We start from the raw sequence: 22,781 nt of genomic DNA, 5'->3' as shown, positions 1-22,781 counted from the left end.
ATACTTGCATAATTACCTGGAATTAGCTATTCTTTAGGAAGAATAACAACAACGTGATGATAGGAACTAGTAACCCATGGCATGCTAGAGAGAGTCGACGGCTGGTGAAAGTCGATGCAGCGCTGTGAGTGAATCCATCCTGGAATGGTATGGAGACATGCCCGGTACAAACCGTTATCTTGTTGAGCCGGAAGGCATTTTTTTGTCTTCAATCAGGGTGGTATCGCGGGTGAAACATCTCGTCCCTTTTTTCTAAAGGGGCGGGGTGTTTTTTGTTTAAAAAAAAGGAGGAAGCACGTATGCTGGATATGAAATATCTACGCTCTAATTTTGAAGAAGTAAAACAGAAGCTTACAAATCGCGGTGAAGATTTAAGTGACTTGGATAAGTTTGGTGACCTAGATGAACGTCGCCGTAAACTAATCAATGACACAGAGGAATTGAAAGCGAAACGTAATGAAGTATCGAAGCAAATTGCTGTATTGAAGAAAGAGAAACAAGATGCTGATGCACAAATTAAGGAAATGCGTGAAGTAGGCGATCAAATTAAAGCTTACGACGAGGAGCTTCGTGAAGTGGAAAGCGAGCTGGATACACTATTGCTCTCTATCCCGAATATTCCGCATGAGAGCGTTCCTGTAGGCGAATCTGAAGATGATAACGTAGAAGCGCGTGTGTGGGGCGATGTGCAGCAGAAAGATTTTGAAGAGAAAGCACACTGGGACCTTGCTGCTGATTTAGAGATTCTTGATTTTGAACGTGCTGGTAAAGTTACAGGAAGCCGCTTTGTGTTTTATAAAGGACTAGGTGCGCGTTTAGAGCGTGCTTTAATCAACTTCATGATGGATCTTCATGCAGACGAACATGGATACGAAGAAATGCTTCCTCCTTATATGGTAAACAGAACAAGCATGACAGGAACAGGTCAGCTGCCGAAATTTGAAGAAGATGCCTTCAAGGTAGATGGATGGGATTACTTCCTTATTCCAACAGCAGAAGTACCTGTAACCAACTATTATCGAGAAGAGATTCTAAAAGGTGAACAGCTGCCGCAGAAGTTTGCAGCATTCAGTGCATCTTTCCGCTCTGAGGCTGGTTCTGCTGGCCGTGATACACGTGGTCTTATTCGCCAGCATCAGTTCAACAAGGTGGAATTAGTGCAATTCGTTAAACCAGAAGATTCCTATGCTGTTTTAGAAGAAATCACTGGCCATGCAGAAAAAGTCTTGCAGCTGCTCGGTTTGTCATATCGTGTGATGAGCATGTGCACAGGTGATCTTGGTTTCACTGCTGCGAAGAAATATGATTTAGAAGTTTGGCTGCCAAGCAGCGGCACATACCGAGAAATCTCCTCTGTATCCAATTTTGAGGACTTCCAAGCTCGTCGTGCTGGTATTCGTTTCAAACGTGATGAGAAGAGCAAGCCGGAATTCGTGCACACATTGAATGGCTCTGGTTTGGCGCTTGGACGGACAGTTGCTGCCATCTTAGAGAACTACCAGCAAGCGGATGGTTCTATCAAGGTGCCAGAAGTATTGGTACCTTATATGGGTGGTAAAACAGAGATCCGATAATGTCAGTTTCTTGACAGAGATAGAGAAAATATGGTGAGATAGCTTTTGGAGACAAAAGCATGGAGGGGTACCCAAGTTTGGCTGAAGGGATCGGTCTCGAAAACCGACAGGGGTCTAATAAGGCCCGCGGGGGTTCAAATCCCCCCTCCTCCGCTATTTTTTTCGTTCTTTATTGACATCTATAAATGTACATGGTATATTATATCTTGTCTTACGGAGGAATACCCAAGTTTGGCTGAAGGGATCGGTCTTGAAAACCGACAGGAGCTTAACGGCTCGCGGGGGTTCGAATCCCTCTTCCTCCGCCATATTTTACAAACGCATAAAATTGGAGATATACAAAATCGTTACGTTTTCGTAACGATTTTTTTTATATATTGATTTCTGGACAGCAGCGTCAGATAATACAACAAACGCGTTTCACGTGGAACGGAGGCTTCTATGGATAAAATAGCTTTTATAGGTGCAGGGGCAATGACAGAAGCGATTGTTAAAGGCGTGATTAAAGCTGAGCTCTTGCCTGCTTCACATATTTGGATGACGAACCATGCGAATGAGGAAAGGCTGCAGCGAATGCACGCGACATATGGTGTCACGGTAACTCGTAATCAGGCCGACTTGCTGAAGAAAACAGATATTATTATCTTATCTGTAAAGCCGAAAGATGCAGAACAGGCATTACTTAGCTTAGGAGAAGCGCAGCTGGGAAAAGAGCAAGTTGTCGTTTCGCTTATGGCAGGTATAACCACTGCTTACTTGGAAAGCTTCCTGCCGGCAGGGCAGTCAGTTATACGCGTGATGCCTAATACGTCTGCAACAATCTTAGAAGCTGCCACAGCAATTGCAGCAGGAACACATGCTACCAAGCAGCAGCTGCAGCTTGTACAGCAACTGTTTTGGACGGTTGGTTCGGCTATTGAAGTAGGTGAGGAATCAATGGATGCTGTCACTGCTATTTCCGGAAGCGGTCCCGCTTATATCTATTACTTGATGGAAGCATTAGAAGAAGCCAGCTTCCAAGTTGGGTTAGATGAAAAAATCGGGAAACAGCTTTTGATTCAAACTTTTAAAGGTGCAGCAGCTATGATGGAGCAGTCAGAGCTATCACCTGCACAGCTTCGGGCTAATATTACCAGCGCTGGGGGAACCACTGCAGCGGGTATTTCGGTGCTGGAGGAACAAAATGTGAAAGCTGCTGTTACAGCATGTGTACAAGCAGCTGCAGCAAGGTCGAAAGAGATGGGACAAGCATACAGCAAATGAAAAAATCCGCCACGAAGGCGGATTTTTAGTTAGGCTGACGGGATGTCCATTTACGTGAATGTTGAATAAAGTGGCCAATTTTTTCTAAGATCGGCTCTATCGAGGTTTTTGGATCATGCAGATCATAGTCGGCAATGTTTACCCGCAATACAGGACAAGCATTGAAGTTATTAATCCATTTCTCATAGCGATGGAACATCCCTTCCCAATAACTGATTGGTGTTTGTTGTTCCATCTCACGGCCGCGCTGCTTGATCCGACTGATAATATGGTCGAATGAACCCTCCAAATAGATCAGCAAGTCTGGATGCGGAAAATAAGGTGTCATCACCATAGCATCAAAGAGAGAGCGATAGGTTTCATAATCTACATCAGACATATTTCCTTCTTCATAAGCCATGCGAGCGAATATACCGGTGTCTTCGTAAATAGAGCGGTCTTGAATGAAGCCGCCGCCGTATTCGAAGATGCGCTTTTGCTCCTTGAATCGCTCAGCTAGGAAGTAGACCTGCAGATGAAAGCTCCAGCGTTCAAAGTCAGCATAAAACTTATCCAAGTATGGATTGCCGTCTACTTTTTCGAAACTTGTGCGAAAATCCAATGCTTGAGACAATGCTTGCGTCATAGTTGATTTTCCGACCCCGACAGTACCTGCGATAGTAATGACACTGTCAGCAGGAATCTGATATTTCTCTCTAAAATTCATGATGATGTTACTCCTTTATCCAAGTGAGAGGAAATCTTTTCACATATATACTTCCAATCCTGTTCGTTTTGCACAAAGTCCAATTTATCCCCACTAAGACGAAGCACAGGGATATGCGGATTTTCTTTTTCAAATTGCTCCATGAAGTTCCGATAATCAGCAGCCAATTGCTCTAAATAGTCAGGCTGGATGTGCTGCTCGGCAGTACGAGCCCGCATCTCAATTCGTTTCAGCAATGTTTCCAAGCTGGCATCTAAATAGATAACCATATTCGGCAATGCAACATCCTCTGTTAAGATAGAGAAGATTTTGCTGTACTTATCATATTCTGCTGGAGCAAGCGTACGCTGTGCAAATATCATATTTTTTGCAATATGATAATCCGCTACAACCGGTTTTTGCTGGGATAGATAATCCCTGCGAATATCGTTTAGCTGTTTGTATCGATTGGTTAAAAAGAACATTTCCAGCTGGAAGCTCCACTCATCAATATCTTCATAAAACTTGCCTAAGAATGGATTTTCTTCAACGATTTCCTTCAATAGTTCATAATGAAAATGTTCTGCAATTCTTTTAGCCAATGATGTCTTTCCGACACCAATCGGCCCTTCCACTGCAATAAAAGGCAGCTGGTGCATGCTGTATCCTCCAAACTAAAACGTTGTATGGCAAATAAATATAGTTTACCATAGAAGAGCTTGTGCTTCGATATTGCAAAGCCAGAAACTGCTGGAAAATACAACAGACTTTGCAAGGAAGCTGCAATTCGTTATAATGTACCTTATCGTGGCTCCGTAGCTCAGGGGATAGAGCATCGGTTTCCTAAACCGTGTGTCGCAAGTTCGAATCTTGCCGGGGCCGTATTAAAAAAGTCGCAGCCTTGTTGTAGGCTGCGACTTTTTTTAATACTTGTTTAAGAAGAAAGGGCTGATAACAATAGCCACAATAATAAAAATTACTGCTGTCATACCTGGTTTATTCTTTTCTTGGTAAAGAGAATAGGCAAATAGAGAGCAGTAGATAACAATGACTAAAATAAGCAAAGTCAAAAAGAATATTTGCACTAATCTCTCACCTCTTTAATTTCTGATTCCCGCATAATCTTTCCAAACTCCAAACCTCTTAATTCCAAATGAATGTTTACTTTCGCGTTTGGATAAACCTTATTCATCCAATCGGCTTTTTCGTATTCTGGGATATTTAAGAACTTACTTCGAACGTGCAGTGACCAATAAAAAGGCTGTGCCCTGTATTCCTCTTGCGTTTTCTTGATAAAATTATCTGCGCGTTCTCCAATCTGTTTATTGATAGACTTTTCCAGTAGCCTTTGTTTTTCTGTGTTCTTCATATAGTTTACAGTGCTAGGAATGGCATAGACATTTAAGCTGTAATTAACATATACATCGATGGTGGATTGCTTGTCTTTTAAATAATTTACATTCACGTCAACATTATTTATTTCAAGTCTTCCTGCCACTTGAAATTCTGGTTTTACAGGATCTGTATAGGAAGCAATAATATCCTTTTGTGTGAGTGTTGAATCAAACATTAAGCAAAACCTAGTTTCTTCGCCGGTGAGTGTCCCAATCATCTGTCCTTCTTTAAACACAGCAGAACCCATAAACTGCGTCTGGTTTTTTCCGTTGACCGGAATCTCACCAGCTTTGTAGTGATCCTCCTCCCCAAATTTTGGATTTTCTTCTTCTGTTGTTGTATATGGTGCAATAAAAAGATCTGCATCCCCCTCGGTTATTTGGAAATAGCGAACAATTGGAGCATCCGGTATAATACCCGTCTCCTTTGCTCGGTCTAACATATACTGATAATATTTGTGGGGTCTGGATTCTAATTGCGGTTTATTATGGCGGATATACTTTTCAGCATCCTCTTTAGAAACAACTAACTGTGCGTTTAATTTAATATCTACTGTACTGGGGGCAGATTGCATCAAATAAATAAAATCGGTCGAACGCGCAAGTTTTTCAGAGACAATCAAGATTCTTGATTGATTCAATGAGATTTGCTTAGCTACAGTGGCGTTTGCAGCATTGGTAGCTGTCAGGAAATCAGTACCGAGGACGCTGATGACTTCTTGTGTGGGTTCATTAGCACTAGTACCGGACGCAGAATTGCCAACTTCAGGGTTTGCAATTTGGAAGGTAAAACGAAAGACCCCTTTTTGATTTGTATTGTCAACCCCAATACTGACTATAAACGCTTGCTCCTCTAACTCCTTTTGATCAAAGCATCCGCCAAGTAATAAGGGTAGCAGGAAAAGGCAAAGAATTAGCAAGGGATTCTTCATTGCTTTCTCCTTTCTTTCCAGTAGGAAGCTGCCCATAGAATAAAGGGAAAACATAGATAGATTGGCGAGATCCAATGCAGACTTGTTTTTCGAACCATTAATTCATTCACAATAAAGTTTGGAGGAATTAGTGAAATAATCATGGCAAGAAAGCCTATTGGCACAAGTAAACCTTTAAATCGTTTAATCTGAAATAAGGCTCCATATAACCAGCAGACAATGTACAAAAAGATAGCAAACCGCAAGAAGTTTGAGAATAGCCAACCTACCATAAAAATAGTACTGATATTGGTAAAAAAATGACCTAATGGGATGACTTCGGTTGATTCTTGGTACAGGTAAGCAATATTATCAATCGTATTATAATCGAATACCATTGTGTAGACTGCATAAAAAGAGACAATCAACATGGCAGATAGAATACCGCCTATACCGATTCCAATTCGAAATTTCCTAGTGTCTTGAAAAGCTTGATACATAATTGTTAAGAGAAAAAACTCTAAGAAAACGGAAGAAAGTGAGATGCCGTCCTTTATTACAACACTAGCTCCGCTTCCGAATATAGGAAATAAACGCTGCCACACGGAGTCCTGGAGATCGACAAACATAACCGAAAGAATGGTCACTGCTATGACTGGCAAGATAGCCCAAGCCAGACTTCCTATTGTATCTAATCCTTTATTTGCGACATATAAGCAAATAAAAAGGAATGCAGCGTATATAACAGTAGTAGGAGAATCAGGAAAATATAAGTAATTTATTTCTTCTACAATATTTCGCATGTCAGTGGCCATGGATATGAAGGCACTGATAAATAATAAGATCCCTAAGATAGTACCAACTCTTGTTCCGAGCAGATGCTTTATTAATTCAGCCAAATTCTTGGTTTTGTACTTTTTAAGAAGATACATAAGTGTTAAAAAAGGAGGCAGGATGACAAGAAATGAGATGATAGGCGAGAGCCACAATGCATTTTGGGCCTCGTCGGCAAATAAAGCTGGAGTTGTATCGCCACCTTTTAAGCCGATAATCATAAAAACAATTGCTACTAATTCACGAGCGCGCAATGGTTTTTTTAGTAACTCCATATGATCTTATCCTTTCTATTGTTTATCCATATCCTTTGGTTTGAGATAGCCAGGTCTCCACTTAACGTTCTTTAAAAGTTTACGGAAATAAGTACCATCAGAGGACTTAGTGTGCGGCGTTGCTGGTGAAAAATAAGAAACGCCGAAGGAATTAAGCGAAACAACATAAGTAAGCCAGATGGTAATGGCACCTAATAAACTAAGAACTCCAAAGAAACTAGCCGCAATAATGAATAGAAAGCGTGAAATTCGTAATGTATGGTTGATACTGTAGTTTGCAGCAGTAAAGGAAGACAAGCCGCTCAATGCCACAAGAATGACCACAATAGGGCTCACAATATTGGCCTCGACAGCTGCTTGCCCAAGGATTAGGGCACCAACAATACCGATTGTAGGACCTAAGGGAGTTGGGATTCTTACACCTGCTTCTCTTATCAATTCAAAGGCAACTTCCATCAGCAGCACCTCAAATGTAATAGGCAAGGGAACGCGTTCTCGGCTGGCAGCGATAGCTAGAAGTAAATCGATTGGGACTAGCTGGCTGTGATAATTCGTTATCGCTATGTAAGCTGCAGAGATGAATAGTGTGATCAGATAGGCCATTGCCCTCACTATTCTGCTGAAATTCCCAAATGCCCATCGGAGGTAGATGTCCTCTGGGGAGTGGAAAAATCCCCATATTGTCATCGGAGCAATCAAGCAGGAAGAGGAATTGTCCATCATAATCACAACGAAACCCTCTGAAACATAGTTGGCAGCATTATCGGGCCGTTCGGTATAGAGCAAGGTAGGAAACAGCGACCGCGGTCTTTCTTCCAAAAACTGTTCCAACACTTCTACGTTTCGAATATTATCAACAGTAATTTTCTTGATTCGATTTCTAATATTCTCAAGTACCTTTTCATTTACCAAATCTCGCGTGTAAACCAAGGAAACCGGATCGACAGGCCTTACCCCGACGTCTATACTCTCCACGATTAGATCCTTGGAAGGCATTTTTTTTCGTATCATCGAAATATTTGTCGTTACGGATTCAGTAAAAGAATCCTTTGGTCCCTTCACTGTCCTCTCATTGTCAGCTTTTTCTATGGCGCGATGTTTGAAGTCGGGTATGCTAGCTTCAAATCCCTCTGCAACGCCATCTTGGAATATGATGACACTTCCTATGTTCAAGCCTTTCTCTACATCATCCATATTTTTTATTGAGTTGAGACTCGAGACAGTAACAATACGATCTATCGGAATTGGTTTTTTAGATGCTAATAGAGGTTTAATGATATCGTCGTTGAGCTGTTTGGTACTGACTGTAGTGGTATAGAAGAATAGATGATACTTGGCTGCTGGTCCTTGTAATGATCTGGACTCAAAATCAAAGTTAACACCAAAGGAATACTGTTCTTCAATATAAGCTACATTATCTTTCATATTCCGGGATATCTTTCTGACTTTTCGCTTCTCAATTGCCTCTGTCTTATTTTTCTGCCATGGAAACATTTCCGCTCACCTCTTTTCCGTTCCCTTAGTGTGGCTAACTTGCTAACTTTTATGACACCATTCCTCCCTAACTTTCGATACTAATTGCAGAATGGGTTGTGAAATTGTGACATCAACCGCTTTTATTTAGTACAAGGCTGCATAAGGTACCACATGGCAGTCAAAAAAAGAAAGGGAGATGGTCGAATGGTGAAAATTTATGTAGATCCAGGACATGGAGGATCAGATCCAGGCGCAATAGCGAACGGTCTTCAAGAGAAAAATGTGACATTGGCAATTGGGACGTCGATTCGGGATATTCTGCAACTGGAGTATGAAAATACTGAGGTTCGGATGTCACGTACTGGTGATACATTCCCATCACTTTCCCAGCGAACAAATGATGCCAATGCTTGGGGGGCGGATTTCTTCCTCAGCATTCATATTAACGCGGGTGGTGGAATTGGTTATGAAGATTACATCTATCCAACGCTTTCCGACAGTTCTGAAACAGGAGTAATGCGTGCCCGTATTCATGAAGAGGTCATGAAATTAATCGATATGCCGGATCGAGGAAGAAAGAAAGCCAACTTTCATGTACTTCGGGAATCGGCGATGCCTGCTGTTTTAACAGAGAATGGTTTTATTGATAATAGCGCTGATGCAGCGAAGATGAAAAATAACGGGTGGATTCAAAATGTGGCACGAGGACATGTAAATGGTTTAGAGCGTGCGCTTGGTCTTCGTAAGAAAGCAAATTCTACCTTCTTGATTCGTGTAAAGGCGCAGTCACTGTACTATTACAATGCACCTGATTGGAATGCGCGTGCAGGAGTGGTCAGTCAAGGAGAGGTATTCACTGTTGTAGAGACGTTGACGGTATCGGGTTCTACAATGTATAAGCTGAAGAGCGGAAATTATATTACAGCTAATCCGCAGTATGTAGAGATAGTCTAAACAAAAAGGGCTGCCGAATTGGCAGCCTTCTTGTGTTAGAAATTTAGGGGAAATCTTATGAGATAAGTGTAGCACGAAATTTGACGAAATAGGATGCTAACCTGACTTTCCCAAGTTCCCCTGTTATTTTGTAAGTTTATCTAACAAATTGTAAGTTTCTTTCTTAGTGACGATCAGGATTTTCTTTCACTTTACCGGCGGCATCCTGTAAATTTCCTTTTGTCTTGTCCTTTTTCCCATCGGCTTGCTGACCTTTATCATTTCTTGCGTTGCCGATTTGATCTTTTGCTTCACCTTTTACTTTAGATACGGTGCCTTTCACCTTATCACTAAGACTTTGTTTATTTTCTGCCATGGTAACCCACTCCTTTTGTGAATAGTTGTATACAGAGTTTGTTCCCGCGAAAATTATTTGTAAACTTTTTAAGGAAATATGTTTATTTTTTTGGCAGAGGGGTATAGTGATAACAGGTATCCCCCATACCACTAATCTGCTAAGTGTAAGGAAAGGTCCATTCTGATGAGGAATGGACCTTTTTGTGTTTGTAATACTCCTCTTGGTGGAAATACATTACCAAGTACAAATAGAGGAGGATACACATGGATACGCATCAGCTGTATATCAATGGACGTTTTGTCACCTCACAAGCAGAAGGAACAATCGATATTTTGAACCCAGCAACGGAAGCAGTCATCTCAAAGATTCCGAAAGCAACAGAAGATGAAGTGAATCAAGCAGTGGAAGGCGCGGCCGCAGCTCAAAAAGACTGGGAGCAGACACCAGCAATTGAACGTGCTAAAATTGTCCGCCAGCTTGGCGATGAATTAGAGAAACGGAAAGACACTTTTGTGTCCTTGCTGCAGGAGGAACAAGGGAAGAATTACGATCTTGCCACGGGCGAAGTGGATATGGCAATTGACTTCTTCCGTTATACATCAGAATGGGCACGCCGCATAGAGGGAGAAATTGTTCCAAGTGACCGGCCCAACGAGAATATCTTAATCTATAAGAAGCCAATTGGGGTTGTTGCTGGTATTGTACCATGGAACTTTCCGGTATTTATTTTGGCGCGAAAAGTTGCCCAGGCACTAACAGCAGGTTGTGCGCTTGTGCTTAAGCCGAGCCAGCAAACACCGAATACGGCCTATGCATTCACAAAGATGGTCGATGAATTAGGCATTGTACCAAATGGCGTGTATCAATATGTCACAGGAACAGGCTCTTCCTTAGGTAATCAACTTGCTTCTCACAATAAAGTAGACATGATTTCCATCACAGGAAGTGTCACAGCAGGGACGAAGGTAATGGAAGCAGCCGCCCAGAACATTACGAAGGTTAATTTGGAACTTGGCGGCAAAGCGCCAGCTATCATAACAGAAAATGCAGATATAGACTTAGCGGTAGAACAGGTCAAAGCATCACGTCTATTGAATAATGGTCAAACTTGTACAAATGCAGAGCGCGTTTATGTGCATGAAAGTATTGCTGAAGATTTTACGGAAAAACTGAAACATGCTTTTGAACAAGTATCCTATGGCAACCCCGCAGAGGATCATGATGTGGAATTGGGGCCGCTTGTAAGTAAGGATCGTTTAGAGTCAGTAGAAAAGATGGTAGCGGCAGCACAAGAAGAAGGGGCAGCGTGTATTATCGGAGGAAGAAGAGCAAAAGCCGACTCCGGTTATTTCTATGAGCCGACTATCTTAACAAGCGTGCAGCAGAACTCCTCCATTATCCAAGAAGAAATCTTCGGTCCAGTCGTCCCAATTGTGACATTTACAAGCCTTGAAGAAGCGATTGAGATGGGGAATGACACAGACTATGGTCTTTCTTCTTCTGTATATACGGAAGATATTAACGAAGCAATGAAGGTAATCAATGAACTTAAGTTCGGTGAAACATATGTGAATCGTGAAAATATGGAAGCTGTACAAGGATACCATGCGGGCATTCGCAAGTCAGGGCTTGGCGGTACAGATGGAAAGCATGGCGTGGAGGACTACTTGGTTACACAAACTGTTTACATGCAATATAAGAAATAAGTGGGGGGCACCTGTATTTTTCCTGCAGGTGCTTTTATTGTTTTCCTTTCACTGGTAAAGAAAACAAGGTACAATAAGAATAACCTACTTGCCTTACTATCATAGACAAAGGCCTTTTTTATTTCAGTTTTTTGAAAACGCTTACAAATTTAAGGGAAGGATGTCGAACTATGAAAATGTTAGCCCCTCTCGCTGGAAAGCATAATGTAACTGATTTTGAAGCGCTTTGTAAGTCTTTTGAATGGAGTCAAATGGAACGGAATTTTTCTTGGTTTACGACAGGTAAAGTGAATGCAGCGTATGAGGCAGTCGATCGTCATGCGGAAAACCCCGCTAAATCCGACCAGCTTGCCTTAATTTATCAAGAAGGAGAAACGGAACAGAAATGGACGTTTGCGCAACTGAAGGAACGCAGCAACCAGGCAGCCAATATGCTTAAATCACTTGGTGTGACAAAAGGAGATCGTGTATTTCTGTTCATGCCTCGCTGTCCTGATTTTTATGCAAGTTTCTTTGGCATTCTCAAAAATGGTGCTGTTGCTGGCCCTTTATTTGAGGCCTTTATGGAGCAGGCAGTGGAAGACCGTTTGAAGGATAGCAGTGCGAAAGTTTTAATTACGACAGCAGAGCTGCTGCCGCGTGTGAAAAGGGAAAACCTGCCGGACCTGAAAGAGATTATTGTAATTGATTGTGAGCAAACGGATAATTTACATGATTATGAGAAACTGATGAATGCTGCATCAACATCATTTGAACCTGTTTGGTTAGATAAAGAAGATGGCATGCTGTTGCATTATACCTCTGGTTCCACTGGTAAACCCAAAGGGGTGTACCATGCCCATCGAGCTATGATACAACATTATGCTACTGGTAAATGGGTGCTGGATTTGCAAGAAGATGATGTGTACTGGTGCACTGCTGATCCTGGCTGGGTAACGGGAACAAGTTACGGTATTTTTGCACCTTGGCTAAATGGAGCAACGAATATCATTGCTGGCGGACGTTTTACCCCAGAAGCTTGGTATAAGACGATTGAGAAGCACAATGTAACAGTATGGTATACGGCGCCGACTGCATTGCGGAAGCTGGCTGCTGCAGGAGATGAGGTGGCGCATTCATTTGATTTATCCTCGCTTCGTCATGTCCTCAGCGTGGGAGAACCCCTAAATCCGGAAATTATTTACTGGGCCGAAGAAGTATACGGAAAACGCATCCATGATACGTGGTGGATGACCGAGACTGGCGCGATGCTGATTGTCAACCATCCAACGCTGACAATCAAGCCAGGTGCGATGGGAAAACCGATACCAGGTGTCGAAGCTGCCATCATAGATGATGCGGGTAACGTCCTGCCGCCGCATCAAAGCGGAAACTTAGCCGTGAAGGCTGGCTGGCCGTCGATGATGAAAACCATCTGGGGCAATCAGGAGAAGTTTGATAGTTATTTCATCAATGGCTGGTACGTGTCGGGGGATAGTGCCAAGATGGATGAAGACGGCTATTTCTGGTTCGAGGGGCGGTTGGATGATGTCATCAACACGTCTGGTAAGCTCGTCGGTCCTTTTGAGGTGGAAAGCAAACTAATTGAACATCCAGCTGTAACAGAAGCTGCGGTGATCGGAAAGCCGGATGAGGAACGAGGAGAGATTATAAAGGCATTCATTACATTGGATAAAGGGCATAAAGACTCGGTGGAACTGCGAGAAGAAATCCGCCTGTTTATCAAGAAGGGGTTAAGTGCACACGCGGCTCCTCGTGAGATTGAGATTGTTACTTCTATTCCAAAGACAAGAAGCGGCAAAATTATGCGCCGCTTACTTCGGGCCAAAGAACTTGGACTCCCGCTAGGGGATACGTCTACTTTAGAGGAATAAAAGGTTTAACTAGCTTCACACGTGGAACTATACATTGTGTAATACTTTTAAAAGGAGTGTTAGACAATGGCTAAGATTGCAACAGTAATTACCGATATGTTTGAAGACGTAGAGTACACAGATCCAGCTAAAGCATTCAAGGAAGCTGGTCATGAAGTCACAACAATCGAAATGGAAGCAGGTAAATCTGTTACAGGTAAGCAAGGAGATGCAACGGTATCCATTGATAAAGGCATTGATGAGGTAAATCCATCTGATTTTGATGCCCTATTCATTCCTGGCGGTGTTTCACCAGACAACTTGCGAGCAGATGATCGATTTGTTAATTTTGCAAAGCATTTCATGGATGAAAAGAAACCTGTATTCGCGATCTGTCACGGTCCGCAGCTGCTTATTACAGCTAAAACACTAGAAGGACGTAAAGCAACAGGATTTAAATCCATTCAAGTAGATATGGAATATGCAGGCGCTACAGTGGAAGATAAGGAAGTTGTCGTATGTCAGGATCAATTGGTAACAAGCAGACAGCCTGATGACATTCCGGCCTTCATCGAGCAATCCTTGAAACTAATCAAATAAGAACGAATTTACTCCCGGCGATTGCCGGGAGTTTTACATAGGAGGGAGAATATGATTATAAGAGAAAGCGCCAAGGGGACTATACTCATTCCGCAGCATGCACATGCCGCTATTTCCGGGGAAATAGCCAGACATTGGCGTACAGATGACCCAGAATCACCTGCACAGCGACCGGAGGCAATCATGGCAATTGAGCAGCATGATCGAGCCTGGATACCATTAGATGAAGTGCCAAAGCAAAAGCCAGATGGGAGCGGATATTACAGCTTTACTGATTATCCGTTAGTTGATAAGCTTCGTGCTTACGAGCAGGGTATTATGGAAGTGAGAGAGCAATCCCGTTATGCAGCTATCTTATGCAGCCGTCATTATTGCTCCTTCTTTTCTGATGATACAGATGATCATCGAATTAAAGCATTTCTGGAACGGGAGAAAGGTTTGCAGCAAGCAGACGAGCAAACACTATCACCTCGCGAACGAGAAACATTGGAGACTGACCAGAAGTTTCTCGAATTCTGCGATGATGTTTCCCTTTATATTTGTATGAACGAACCAGGTGCATCGAAGGAAGAGGAAGTAGGCTGGTTTAGAGACGGCTTCCGACAGCATTTTTCTTTTGCTGATAAGGTAATCGGAGCATGGGTATCAGCCGATCAAGCCACACTTACTCCATCCCCGCTGCAGAAGCCGCTAAAAGTGTTTATTCCGATGTATACAGCAGATGGAAATCAGTGGAGAGAAGAGAAGTACTGGGTAACAGTGACATAAGAAAAAAGAGCAGCTGCAAACACTGCTCTTCAAAGTTTTCTAATTGTGAAATTGTCGCGAAGCAGCAGCCAGTTCTGCGGGAAAGAAAGACCTAACTTCCAATAACTAATACCGCGCAAGTTCAATTCCTTAATCAAATCAAACTTAGCTTGGATAGAGCGGGCATCCTCAAACCATACCTCATGTTGGGCACCATCAGCATCCGTATAGGTGAAAAATGGTGCTTGCGCTGTTGTGTCGTATTGGATGGAAACATTATTGTCGCGTGCAAGTGCGATTGCTTGCTGCGGGCTAACGGCTTTAGCGTAGTCTCCGCCAGGCTCATAAGGAAGTGTCCAATCATACCCATATAAGTTCTGACCGAGTACTATTTTATTTGCTGGCATTTCTGTCAGCGCATACTCCACAACCTCCCGCACATTTGGTAAAGGAGAGACTGCAAGTGGAGGTCCTCCGCTGTACCCCCATTCATATGTCATTAGAACCACAAAATCCACAATCTCACCGTGAGCAGCATAATCATGTGCTTCATACCACTGTCCTTGCTGAGAAGCACTTGTTTTCGGCGCTACCGCTGTAGATACGCGCAGTCCTTGAGGACGAAGTGTGGCGACAGTGCGGCGGAGGAAATTATTATAGTCCTCTCGGCTTTCTGCCGGAAGAAATTCAATATCAAAATGAACCTCCCGGAACCCAACATTATTGGCGATATCGATGATATTTGTGAATAAGCGGTCTTGGACGGTTGTATCTGTTACAAGTGTTTTGCCAAGTTCTTCACTGAACTCGCCATTTTCAATTGTAGAAATAGCCAAGCTCAATGTTGTATTGTTATTCTCTGCAATTGTGGCAAAGTCGTTCAGCGGTGGTGCAGTTAGGTTGCCTTGTCGGTCAACTTGGTAGCTGAACGGCATTAAATAGGTCAAGTAAGGCGCGCGTTGTCTGGCTGCAGTCTCAAGTGTTTGAGAAACGGTATTTCCTGTTGGTTCAATATAGGCGTTGGAATCAATCTCTCTCTTTGGTTTGGCGGGCAAATAAAGGCGCAGCCCAGGCTGCAGAGTAGCAGTTTCTGAAATGTTATTGATACGGGCAATTTCTGCTGCAGTTAAATTGTTTTTTCTAGCAATGCTGTAAAGGCTGTCTCCTGTTTGGACATAATAAAATGAACCGATAATCGGGATGACAATTGCCTGGCCGATGACGAGGTTATTAGGTGCTTCTAGTTCATTTGCACGAATTAGTTCCTGACTTGTCGTACCATACCGGCTTGCGATGCTATTTAGTGTGTCTCCACGCTGTACCGTATATATTTGCAAAACGACTCCTCCTTTAAGTAGCCTCTATAAAAAGGCTATGCTCGGAGGAGCCGTTCTATGTTAGAGTGGATCGGTTTGGGCATTGAGTGTACTCTCAATGACGCGCAGGGCATCATCGTTTTCTTTCTTTGTATTAGAAGCTACGCAGTTTCTCGGTACATCCAACTTAAATTCCCGCATATGCGCATCATTTGCGGAGAAGATAACACAAATATTACCGGCGACCCCAGCAAGAATAACGCGCTCGCAATCCAATTCTTTTAATAGTGATGGAAGAGATGTTTGGAAGAAAGCAGAGTGCTTAGGTTTTAAAAGGAAGTAATCATCCTCACTCGGCATCATCTTGTCGATGATTTCTTTGTTGTCATCTGATCTGGTATGATCGGCAATTTTCTTAAAGTTATCCTGCCAGATACCATAGTGATCATTTACATAGATGACAGGCCAGCTGTTCTCTTTCGCTTTATTGCGCAGCTTCTCCCAGTTAGGAAGGATTTCCTTTGTATTCTCGAGCAGCTTATCACCACCGGGAAAGTCGAATGTATTAAATACATCTATAAATAAAACAGCTTTTTTCTCGCTCACAGTTATTGTCCCCTTTACTTCATAGTAAAAAGCTTTTTATACTTATACATTATCTACTTCAGGTAACTTTAAACCTTTAAATAGAAATGTGGGATATATATATGACAACAGATGCTTACTGGATGGAACAAGCAATAGAGGAGGCGAAACGAGCAGAACTCCACGGTGAAGTGCCGATTGGTGCAGTTATCGTGAAAGATGGTGAGATTATCGCTAGCGGCTTCAATTTAAGAGAGACAACGCAACAGGCTCATTCACATGCTGAGATGCATGCTATTCAGTCAGCGAATGAAAAAGTTGGCAGCTGGCGGCTGGAGGATTGCGATTTGTATGTCACGCTTGAGCCTTGTCCAATGTGTGCGGGAGCTATTATCCAATCTCGAATCCGCCGTGTGATTTTTGGTGCCTACGATCCGAAAGCAGGATGTGCAGGTAGTTTATATAACTTGTTGGATGACGCTCGATTCAATCATCAGACAGAAGTGATAGGCGGCGTGATGCAAGAGGAATGCGGCGGAATGCTTACCTCCTTTTTCCGAGATTTACGGAAACGTAAAGCAGCGAAAAACAGCCGGGATTGATTTTTTTTCTTAAACAAGCTATACTATGAATTGCGCTAATAAATGCGCCTAACTTTAATCACAACTTAGCCGTGCTAAGCGGGGAGGTAGCGGTGCCCTGTACTCGCAATCCGCTGTAGCGAGGCCGAATTCCCGCCCGAGGTAATACGGCTTTAAGGTCTGCCATAAGGAATTGGTGTTGACACCCGGGTCCTGCGCAACAGGAACCTGCGAACCCTGTCAGGTCCGGAAGGAAGCAGCAGTAAGCAGTTCCTCCTGTGTGCCGCGGGGAAGCCTGGGTCGAGCCATGAACTTATGTAACGCTTAGATCCGTATTATCGACGGTGGGTGCACGGCGCTTAATCAATAAATAATCAGAGTCCTTGCCATTTGGTAAGGGCTCTTTCTATGTAGTAACAGGTATCTAATTCCGTTATAATGGAATAACAAAGAAAAAAGGAGCGCGGCCTGATGAGTTATCAAGCGTTATACCGTGTTTGGCGGCCGAGAACATTTTCTGATGTAGTAGGTCAGGAGCCGATTATCCGCACGTTAAAGAATGCCATTATGCAGGATAAGTTCTCACATGCCTACTTGTTTTCCGGACCGCGTGGTACAGGGAAGACAAGTGCGGCGAAGATCTTTGCGAAGACGATTAACTGCGAACACGCACCTATAGAAGAAGCATGCAATGAATGTGCTGCCTGCAGAGGGATACAAGACGGATCTATCTCGGATGTAATTGAGATAGATGCGGCATCCAATAATGGTGTTGAGCAAATACGGGACATCCGAGACAAAGTGAAGTATGCTCCTAGCGCGGTGAACTATAAAGTATATATTATTGATGAAGTTCACATGCTCTCAATCGGGGCATTTAATGCGCTTCTAAAGACATTGGAAGAACCGCCAAAGCATGTAGTCTTTATTTTAGCAACAACAGAACCGCATAAGATTCCGCTGACGATTATTTCTCGCTGTCAGCGTTTTGATTTCAAACGAATCAACCAGCTAGCTATGGTAAATAGAATGCAGGAGATCTTAGATAAAGAGCAGATAACTGTATCTGATGAAGCGGTAGAATCTGTTGCACTCGCAGCAGAAGGCGGAATGCGAGATGCGCTCAGTCTTTTAGATCAGGCGATATCCTATAGTGAAGACACTGTCCAGCTGGAAGATGTCTTAGCGGTTACAGGAGCTGTTTCTCAAGATAGACTCACCGAAGTCATCCGGGCGTGCGCGAAACAAGATGTACAAACAGCACTCGAGCAAGTGGATTTACTAATTCAAGATGGGAAAGATCCGGGGCGTTTTGTCTTTGATCTTATCTATTATTTGCGGGACTTGCTTATGTTCCAAAGTGCTCCAGGAATGGAGAATATTTTGGAACGTGTGCTGGTGAATGATGCATTTAAGCAGCTGGCGGAAGACGTGGATGCAACTTGGATTCAAGAAGCGATAGTAGAGCTTAATCGCTGCCAGCAGGAGATTAAATGGGCGAACAGCCCAAAGGTATTTGTTGAGATTGCTATTCTCCATATTGCTGATCAAAGTGCTCCGACAGCGAGTGTAGAAGCAGAAGCTGTTCAGCAGCTGACGCGGAAACTCTCCCAGCTTGAGCAAGAGCTGAAGCAATTGAAGCAGCAGCCGCAGCAGACGAATGCGCCTGCTGCAGCAGAGCAACCGAAACGACCAGTGCGAACAGGCGGCAAGAACAACTACCGTGTGCCTTTCGAGAGGATTCGCCAAGTGTTATCGGAAGCGACAAAAGATGAATTGAAGCTGGTGGCTGAACATTGGGCAAGTTTCATGGATGCGTTGAAGCGGCAAAATGCCCCTGCTCATGCAACAATCTTGAACAGTAAGCCAAGAGCGGCATCTTCTAATGCAATTATTATTGGATTTAAATATGAGATCCACTGTTCACTTGCCTTAGAACATAAAGACACGATAGAATCATTACTAGCAGATCGTATCGGACATCAAGTTGCGATTATACCGATTCCAGAAGAGAATTGGACAGAACTGCGAGAAGATTTCTTGAAGAATCAAAAGCAACAAGACCCGGCAGAGGCTGCGAATCAGGAAGAAGATCCAATTATCGCAGAAGCAAGAAAGCTTGTCGGAGATGACTTACTCGAAATAAAAGATTGATATCTACTTATTCCAAGGAGGGATTTTTCCATGCGTGGTGGTGGGAATATGAACAATATGATGAAACAGATGCAGAAAATGCAAAAGAAAATGATGCAGGCTCAAGAAGAGCTTCATGAAATGACTTTCGAAGCAACTGCAGGCGGCGGTGCTGTAAAAGTAATCGCTAATGGTAAAAAAGAGATCACAGATGTAGAGATTCAAGAAGAAGTAGTAGATCCAGATGATGTGGAAATGCTGCAGGACTTAATCATTTCAGCTACAAACGAAGTATTGAAGCAAGTTGATGAAAAATCAAATTCAACAATGGGACAATTCACGAAAGGTTTACCTGGAGGAATGTTCTAGGAGGCAGCTATAACAGATGTATTATCCTGAACCGATATCGAAGCTGATTGACAGTTTTACGAAACTACCTGGTATTGGTCCTAAGACAGCCGTGCGTCTTGCTTTTCATGTATTGAGCATGAAAGAAGATGATGTGATGGACTTTGCGAAAGCGTTAGTGAATGCGAAGCGAGAGTTGACGCATTGCAGCGTTTGCGGTCATATCACGGATCAAGATCCATGCAGTATATGTCAGGATGAATCCAGAGACGGCACGATTATATGTGTAGTACAGGATCCAAAAGATGTCATTGCCATGGAGAAAATGCGAGAATTCAATGGGAAATACCATGTGCTGCATGGTGCAATCTCTCCAATGGATGGTATAGGACCTGAAGACATTAATGTTCCGTCATTGCTAAACCGTCTAAAGGATGAGGAAGTGGAGGAGCTTATCCTTGCGACCAATCCAAATATAGAAGGTGAAGCAACAGCCATGTATATATCCAAGCTAGTTAGACCATCTGGTATACGAACAACAAGAATTGCACACGGTCTGCCGATGGGTGGAGATCTGGAGTATGCAGATGAGGTCACTCTTTCCAAAGCAATGGAAGGCAGAAGAGAACTGTAAAGCAGGTGAGATAAATGGCTGCCAGAAGATTAAAAAAATCTGATGTGGACAAAGAGTTGTTGCAAGATATATTTAAAATGAAGAATGATTGGATGAGTATTCAATCTATTATTGATAGAAGTGTCGATGCAAGTGAACTGGGGCAGTATGATTTACAGGTCGCACAGGCCAAGTATTTATTCATGCTTCGAGAAGCAAGGCATCGTAATCTCAGCGCATTGCGTGTATAACGCAATGCGTGTTCTTTTTTCTTGCAGCTTTTCATAATGTAGAAAAGCAGGACAAGTTAAAGGAGAGATGGAATATGTCTTATATAATTATCGGCATCCTTCTAGCGGCGGTTGTCATCTTACTTATTTCAGGAACATCCAGTAAGTTGTTTGGTTTGGTGCTGAAAGGGTCGGTTAGATTAATTATCGGTGTATTTCTATTATTTTTATTCAATGTAGTAGGAGCACTTGCTGGTCTTCATATACCGATTAATGCAGCAACAGCAGTGTTAGTTGGGGTGTTAGGCATTCCGGGTATCGTTTCCTTGGCAGCGATTCAATATTTTTTATTATAAACTGTTGCTTTCTTTCTATAACCATGGTATATTATTTGAGTCGCTTCGGAACGGAGCAGACAGCATAAAAAATCATGTTGACAATGCAAATTGAAACATGATATGATGTTCTAGTCGCCAAATAAGTGGCAGAACAAAATTGATCTTTGAAAACTGAACAAAACAACCAATTACGAACTAAACGACATGGTCTTTTATAAGATCAACGTCAGCGCAAGAAGCAAAGCATCACACTTTCATGGAGAGTTTGATCTTGGCTCAGGACGAACGCTGGCGGCGTGCCTAATACATGCAAGTCGAGCGCAGGAAGCTAGATGACCCCTTCGGGGTGATTCTAGTGGAATGAGCGGCGGACGGGTGAGTAACACGTGGGCAACCTGCCTGTAAGACTGGGATAACTCCGGGAAACCGGGGCTAATACCGGATAGTATTTTCTTTCTCCTGATTGAAAATGGAAAGACGGTTTCGGCTGTCACTTACAGATGGGCCCGCGGTGCATTAGCTAGTTGGTGGGGTAATGGCCCACCAAGGCGACGATGCATAGCCGACCTGAGAGGGTGATCGGCCACACTGGGACTGAGACACGGCCCAGACTCCTACGGGAGGCAGCAGTAGGGAATCTTCCGCAATGGACGAAAGTCTGACGGAGCAACGCCGCGTGAGCGATGAAGGCCTTCGGGTCGTAAAGCTCTGTTGTCAGGGAAGAACAAGTACGAGAGTAACTGCTCGTACCTTGACGGTACCTGACCAGAAAGCCCCGGCTAACTACGTGCCAGCAGCCGCGGTAATACGTAGGGGGCAAGCGTTGTCCGGAATTATTGGGCGTAAAGGGCGTGTAGGCGGTTTCTTAAGTCTGATGTGAAAGCCCACAGCTTAACTGTGGAGGGTCATTGGAAACTGGGGAACTTGAGTGCAGAAGAGGAGAGTGGAATTCCACGTGTAGCGGTGAAATGCGTAGATATGTGGAGGAACACCAGTGGCGAAGGCGACTCTCTGGTCTGTAACTGACGCTGAGGCGCGAAAGCGTGGGGAGCAAACAGGATTAGATACCCTGGTAGTCCACGCCGTAAACGATGAGTGCTAGGTGTTAGGGGGTTTCCGCCCCTTAGTGCTGAAGTTAACGCATTAAGCACTCCGCCTGGGGAGTACGGCCGCAAGGCTGAAACTCAAAAGAATTGACGGGGGCCCGCACAAGCGGTGGAGCATGTGGTTTAATTCGAAGCAACGCGAAGAACCTTACCAGGTCTTGACATCCGCTGACAACCTTGGAGACAAGGCATTCCCTTCGGGGACAGCGTGACAGGTGGTGCATGGTTGTCGTCAGCTCGTGTCGTGAGATGTTGGGTTAAGTCCCGCAACGAGCGCAACCCTTGATTCTAGTTGCCAGCATTCAGTTGGGCACTCTAGAGTGACTGCCGGTGACAAACCGGAGGAAGGTGGGGATGACGTCAAATCATCATGCCCCTTATGACCTGGGCTACACACGTGCTACAATGGATGGTACAAAGGGCAGCAAGACCGCGAGGTTAAGCAAATCCCATAAAACCATTCTCAGTTCGGATTGCAGGCTGCAACTCGCCTGCATGAAGCCGGAATCGCTAGTAATCGCGGATCAGCATGCCGCGGTGAATACGTTCCCGGGCCTTGTACACACCGCCCGTCACACCACGAGAGTTGGTAACACCCGAAGTCGGTGAGGTAACCTTTTGGAGCCAGCCGCCGAAGGTGGGATCAATGATTGGGGTGAAGTCGTAACAAGGTAGCCGTATCGGAAGGTGCGGCTGGATCACCTCCTTTCTAAGGATAATTGGAACTACTACTTCGTAGTAGATGAGTCGTAATTGGTTGTTTGTTCAGTTTTGAGAGATCAATCTCTCTTGTGAACCTTGAAAACTAGATAAGAAACAACATGCCAGAACATCAAACTTTAAAGCAATGACAATTTATTGTCGTTTATTTTTTTAGCATCATGCGTTTAATTAGTTAAGTGAAGAAGGGCGCACGGTGGAT

21 protein-coding genes, 3 tRNA genes, 1 rRNA gene, 1 other RNA gene and 1 other annotated feature are annotated in these 22,781 nt (G+C 43.6%); of the genes, 18 read left to right on the top strand and 8 right to left on the bottom strand.

Features of this window, described 5'->3' with window-relative positions; all coding sequences use genetic code 11:
• Positions 1-47: 47 nt before the first annotated feature.
• Positions 48-250 (top strand) — a binding site (T-box leader).
• Positions 251-299: 49 nt separating this feature from the next.
• The 4 genes from serS (at position 300) to proC (ending at position 2,837) form a co-directional block, all read left to right on the top strand.
• Positions 300-1,574, top strand: coding sequence for a serine--tRNA ligase (gene serS, locus B1K52_RS04935; protein ID WP_077305946.1), 1,275 nt, complete (start codon positions 300-302; stop codon positions 1,572-1,574).
• A 61-nt stretch (positions 1,575-1,635) separates the two neighbouring features.
• Positions 1,636-1,727 (top strand) — tRNA-Ser (locus B1K52_RS04930).
• 62 nt (positions 1,728-1,789) lie between these two features.
• Positions 1,790-1,882, top strand: a tRNA-Ser gene (locus tag B1K52_RS04925).
• A gap of 133 nt (positions 1,883-2,015) precedes the next feature.
• Positions 2,016-2,837 carry a pyrroline-5-carboxylate reductase gene (proC, locus tag B1K52_RS04920; protein WP_077305944.1) on the top strand — a complete coding sequence of 274 codons (822 nt, stop codon included), beginning with the start codon at positions 2,016-2,018 and terminating at the stop codon, positions 2,835-2,837.
• Between the two features lie 25 nt (positions 2,838-2,862).
• Here proC and B1K52_RS04915 read toward each other — a convergent pair whose 3' ends face one another.
• Both B1K52_RS04915 and B1K52_RS04910 read right to left on the bottom strand, forming a co-directional pair.
• Entirely contained in the window at positions 2,863-3,543 is a 681-nt protein-coding gene (locus B1K52_RS04915) for a deoxynucleoside kinase (protein ID WP_077305942.1), read from the bottom strand.
• Positions 3,540-4,181 carry a deoxynucleoside kinase gene (locus tag B1K52_RS04910; protein ID WP_077305940.1) on the bottom strand — a complete coding sequence of 214 codons (642 nt, stop codon included), beginning with the start codon at positions 4,179-4,181 and terminating at the stop codon, positions 3,540-3,542. The genes B1K52_RS04915 and B1K52_RS04910 overlap by 4 nt, the downstream gene beginning before the upstream one ends.
• 150 nt (positions 4,182-4,331) lie before the next feature.
• Here B1K52_RS04910 and B1K52_RS04905 point away from each other — a divergent pair.
• Positions 4,332-4,404 (top strand) — tRNA-Arg (locus tag B1K52_RS04905).
• 202 nt (positions 4,405-4,606) lie between these two features.
• On the opposite strand, the gene B1K52_RS04900 is transcribed toward B1K52_RS04905, so the two are convergent.
• The 3 genes from B1K52_RS04900 to B1K52_RS04890 are packed head-to-tail and all read right to left on the bottom strand — an operon-like array spanning position 4,607 to position 8,430.
• Positions 4,607-5,848: a Ger(x)C family spore germination protein gene (locus B1K52_RS04900; protein WP_143588840.1), complete on the bottom strand. Its 1,242-nt coding sequence runs from the start codon at positions 5,846-5,848 to the stop codon at positions 4,607-4,609.
• On the bottom strand, positions 5,845-6,936 hold the full coding sequence (locus tag B1K52_RS04895; protein WP_077305936.1) for a GerAB/ArcD/ProY family transporter: 1,092 nt from the start codon (positions 6,934-6,936) through the stop codon (positions 5,845-5,847). The genes B1K52_RS04900 and B1K52_RS04895 overlap by 4 nt, the downstream gene beginning before the upstream one ends.
• Before the next feature lie 15 nt (positions 6,937-6,951).
• Complete coding sequence (locus tag B1K52_RS04890; RefSeq protein WP_077305934.1) at positions 6,952-8,430, bottom strand: spore germination protein; 1,479 nt, start codon at positions 8,428-8,430, stop codon at positions 6,952-6,954.
• A gap of 186 nt (positions 8,431-8,616) precedes the next feature.
• On the opposite strand from B1K52_RS04890, the gene B1K52_RS04885 reads away from it, so the two are divergent.
• Positions 8,617-9,366 (top strand): N-acetylmuramoyl-L-alanine amidase, encoded by a 750-nt coding sequence (locus tag B1K52_RS04885; protein WP_077305932.1) that lies wholly within the window; start codon positions 8,617-8,619, stop codon positions 9,364-9,366.
• A gap of 163 nt (positions 9,367-9,529) precedes the next feature.
• Here B1K52_RS04885 and B1K52_RS04880 read toward each other — a convergent pair whose 3' ends face one another.
• Positions 9,530-9,721: a CsbD family protein gene (locus B1K52_RS04880; protein ID WP_077305930.1), complete on the bottom strand. Its 192-nt coding sequence runs from the start codon at positions 9,719-9,721 to the stop codon at positions 9,530-9,532.
• Between the two features lie 245 nt (positions 9,722-9,966).
• Between B1K52_RS04880 and aldA the strand changes: the two genes are divergently transcribed.
• The 4 genes from aldA (at position 9,967) to B1K52_RS04860 (ending at position 14,630) form a co-directional block, all read left to right on the top strand.
• Complete coding sequence (aldA, locus tag B1K52_RS04875) at positions 9,967-11,409, top strand: aldehyde dehydrogenase (protein ID WP_077305928.1); 1,443 nt, start codon at positions 9,967-9,969, stop codon at positions 11,407-11,409.
• A gap of 170 nt (positions 11,410-11,579) precedes the next feature.
• Positions 11,580-13,283, top strand: a complete 1,704-nt coding sequence (acsA, locus tag B1K52_RS04870) for an acetate--CoA ligase (RefSeq protein ID WP_077305926.1) — start codon at positions 11,580-11,582, stop codon at positions 13,281-13,283.
• A gap of 66 nt (positions 13,284-13,349) precedes the next feature.
• Positions 13,350-13,862 carry a type 1 glutamine amidotransferase domain-containing protein gene (locus B1K52_RS04865; RefSeq protein WP_077305924.1) on the top strand — a complete coding sequence of 171 codons (513 nt, stop codon included), beginning with the start codon at positions 13,350-13,352 and terminating at the stop codon, positions 13,860-13,862.
• Positions 13,863-13,913: 51 nt separating this feature from the next.
• Positions 13,914-14,630: a DUF3891 family protein gene (locus B1K52_RS04860; protein WP_077305922.1), complete on the top strand. Its 717-nt coding sequence runs from the start codon at positions 13,914-13,916 to the stop codon at positions 14,628-14,630.
• A 29-nt stretch (positions 14,631-14,659) separates the two neighbouring features.
• On the opposite strand, the gene B1K52_RS04855 is transcribed toward B1K52_RS04860, so the two are convergent.
• Positions 14,660-15,946: a glycoside hydrolase family 18 protein gene (locus B1K52_RS04855; protein ID WP_077305920.1), complete on the bottom strand. Its 1,287-nt coding sequence runs from the start codon at positions 15,944-15,946 to the stop codon at positions 14,660-14,662.
• Between the two features lie 60 nt (positions 15,947-16,006).
• Positions 16,007-16,531, bottom strand: a complete 525-nt coding sequence (locus tag B1K52_RS04850; protein ID WP_256855843.1) for a cysteine hydrolase family protein — start codon at positions 16,529-16,531, stop codon at positions 16,007-16,009.
• 101 nt (positions 16,532-16,632) lie between these two features.
• On the opposite strand from B1K52_RS04850, the gene tadA reads away from it, so the two are divergent.
• The 8 genes from tadA to B1K52_RS04810 all read left to right on the top strand — a co-directional run bounded on the left by tadA (position 16,633) and on the right by B1K52_RS04810 (position 22,568).
• Positions 16,633-17,112, top strand: a complete 480-nt coding sequence (tadA, locus tag B1K52_RS04845) for a tRNA adenosine(34) deaminase TadA (RefSeq protein WP_077305916.1) — start codon at positions 16,633-16,635, stop codon at positions 17,110-17,112.
• Positions 17,113-17,181: 69 nt separating this feature from the next.
• Positions 17,182-17,447: signal recognition particle sRNA large type (gene ffs, locus B1K52_RS04840), an RNA gene on the top strand.
• Positions 17,448-17,562: 115 nt separating this feature from the next.
• Positions 17,563-19,245 (top strand): DNA polymerase III subunit gamma/tau, encoded by a 1,683-nt coding sequence (dnaX, locus tag B1K52_RS04835; RefSeq protein ID WP_077305914.1) that lies wholly within the window; start codon positions 17,563-17,565, stop codon positions 19,243-19,245.
• A gap of 30 nt (positions 19,246-19,275) precedes the next feature.
• Positions 19,276-19,593 carry a YbaB/EbfC family nucleoid-associated protein gene (locus B1K52_RS04830; RefSeq protein WP_077305912.1) on the top strand — a complete coding sequence of 106 codons (318 nt, stop codon included), beginning with the start codon at positions 19,276-19,278 and terminating at the stop codon, positions 19,591-19,593.
• A 16-nt stretch (positions 19,594-19,609) separates the two neighbouring features.
• Positions 19,610-20,206, top strand: a complete 597-nt coding sequence (recR, locus tag B1K52_RS04825) for a recombination mediator RecR (RefSeq protein WP_077305910.1) — start codon at positions 19,610-19,612, stop codon at positions 20,204-20,206.
• A 14-nt stretch (positions 20,207-20,220) separates the two neighbouring features.
• Complete coding sequence (locus B1K52_RS04820) at positions 20,221-20,436, top strand: YaaL family protein (protein ID WP_077305908.1); 216 nt, start codon at positions 20,221-20,223, stop codon at positions 20,434-20,436.
• Between the two features lie 74 nt (positions 20,437-20,510).
• Positions 20,511-20,771 carry a pro-sigmaK processing inhibitor BofA family protein gene (locus B1K52_RS04815; protein WP_077305906.1) on the top strand — a complete coding sequence of 87 codons (261 nt, stop codon included), beginning with the start codon at positions 20,511-20,513 and terminating at the stop codon, positions 20,769-20,771.
• Positions 20,772-21,006: 235 nt separating this feature from the next.
• Positions 21,007-22,568 (top strand): 16S ribosomal RNA (locus B1K52_RS04810).
• The last annotated feature ends 213 nt before the right edge of the window (positions 22,569-22,781 follow it).

The organism is Terribacillus halophilus, from assembly GCF_900162685.1.
GTDB lineage: Bacteria > Bacillota > Bacilli > Bacillales > Amphibacillaceae > Terribacillus > Terribacillus halophilus_A.
This window is presented reverse-complemented; position numbering and strand designations above follow the sequence as displayed.

Coding starts and splice junctions, on each gene's coding strand:
- serS (WP_077305946.1), top strand. CDS start 300: ATGCTGGATATGAAATATCTACGCTCTAATTTTGAAGAAGTAAAACAG.
- proC (WP_077305944.1), top strand. CDS start 2,016: ATGGATAAAATAGCTTTTATAGGTGCAGGGGCAATGACAGAAGCGATT.
- B1K52_RS04915 (WP_077305942.1), bottom strand. CDS start 3,543: ATGAATTTTAGAGAGAAATATCAGATTCCTGCTGACAGTGTCATTACT.
- B1K52_RS04910 (WP_077305940.1), bottom strand. CDS start 4,181: ATGCACCAGCTGCCTTTTATTGCAGTGGAAGGGCCGATTGGTGTCGGA.
- B1K52_RS04900 (WP_143588840.1), bottom strand. CDS start 5,848: ATGAAGAATCCCTTGCTAATTCTTTGCCTTTTCCTGCTACCCTTATTA.
- B1K52_RS04895 (WP_077305936.1), bottom strand. CDS start 6,936: ATGGAGTTACTAAAAAAACCATTGCGCGCTCGTGAATTAGTAGCAATT.
- B1K52_RS04890 (WP_077305934.1), bottom strand. CDS start 8,430: ATGTTTCCATGGCAGAAAAATAAGACAGAGGCAATTGAGAAGCGAAAA.
- B1K52_RS04885 (WP_077305932.1), top strand. CDS start 8,617: ATGGTGAAAATTTATGTAGATCCAGGACATGGAGGATCAGATCCAGGC.
- B1K52_RS04880 (WP_077305930.1), bottom strand. CDS start 9,721: ATGGCAGAAAATAAACAAAGTCTTAGTGATAAGGTGAAAGGCACCGTA.
- aldA (WP_077305928.1), top strand. CDS start 9,967: ATGGATACGCATCAGCTGTATATCAATGGACGTTTTGTCACCTCACAA.
- acsA (WP_077305926.1), top strand. CDS start 11,580: ATGAAAATGTTAGCCCCTCTCGCTGGAAAGCATAATGTAACTGATTTT.
- B1K52_RS04865 (WP_077305924.1), top strand. CDS start 13,350: ATGGCTAAGATTGCAACAGTAATTACCGATATGTTTGAAGACGTAGAG.
- B1K52_RS04860 (WP_077305922.1), top strand. CDS start 13,914: ATGATTATAAGAGAAAGCGCCAAGGGGACTATACTCATTCCGCAGCAT.
- tadA (WP_077305916.1), top strand. CDS start 16,633: ATGACAACAGATGCTTACTGGATGGAACAAGCAATAGAGGAGGCGAAA.
- dnaX (WP_077305914.1), top strand. CDS start 17,563: ATGAGTTATCAAGCGTTATACCGTGTTTGGCGGCCGAGAACATTTTCT.
- B1K52_RS04830 (WP_077305912.1), top strand. CDS start 19,276: ATGCGTGGTGGTGGGAATATGAACAATATGATGAAACAGATGCAGAAA.
- recR (WP_077305910.1), top strand. CDS start 19,610: ATGTATTATCCTGAACCGATATCGAAGCTGATTGACAGTTTTACGAAA.
- B1K52_RS04820 (WP_077305908.1), top strand. CDS start 20,221: ATGGCTGCCAGAAGATTAAAAAAATCTGATGTGGACAAAGAGTTGTTG.
- B1K52_RS04815 (WP_077305906.1), top strand. CDS start 20,511: ATGTCTTATATAATTATCGGCATCCTTCTAGCGGCGGTTGTCATCTTA.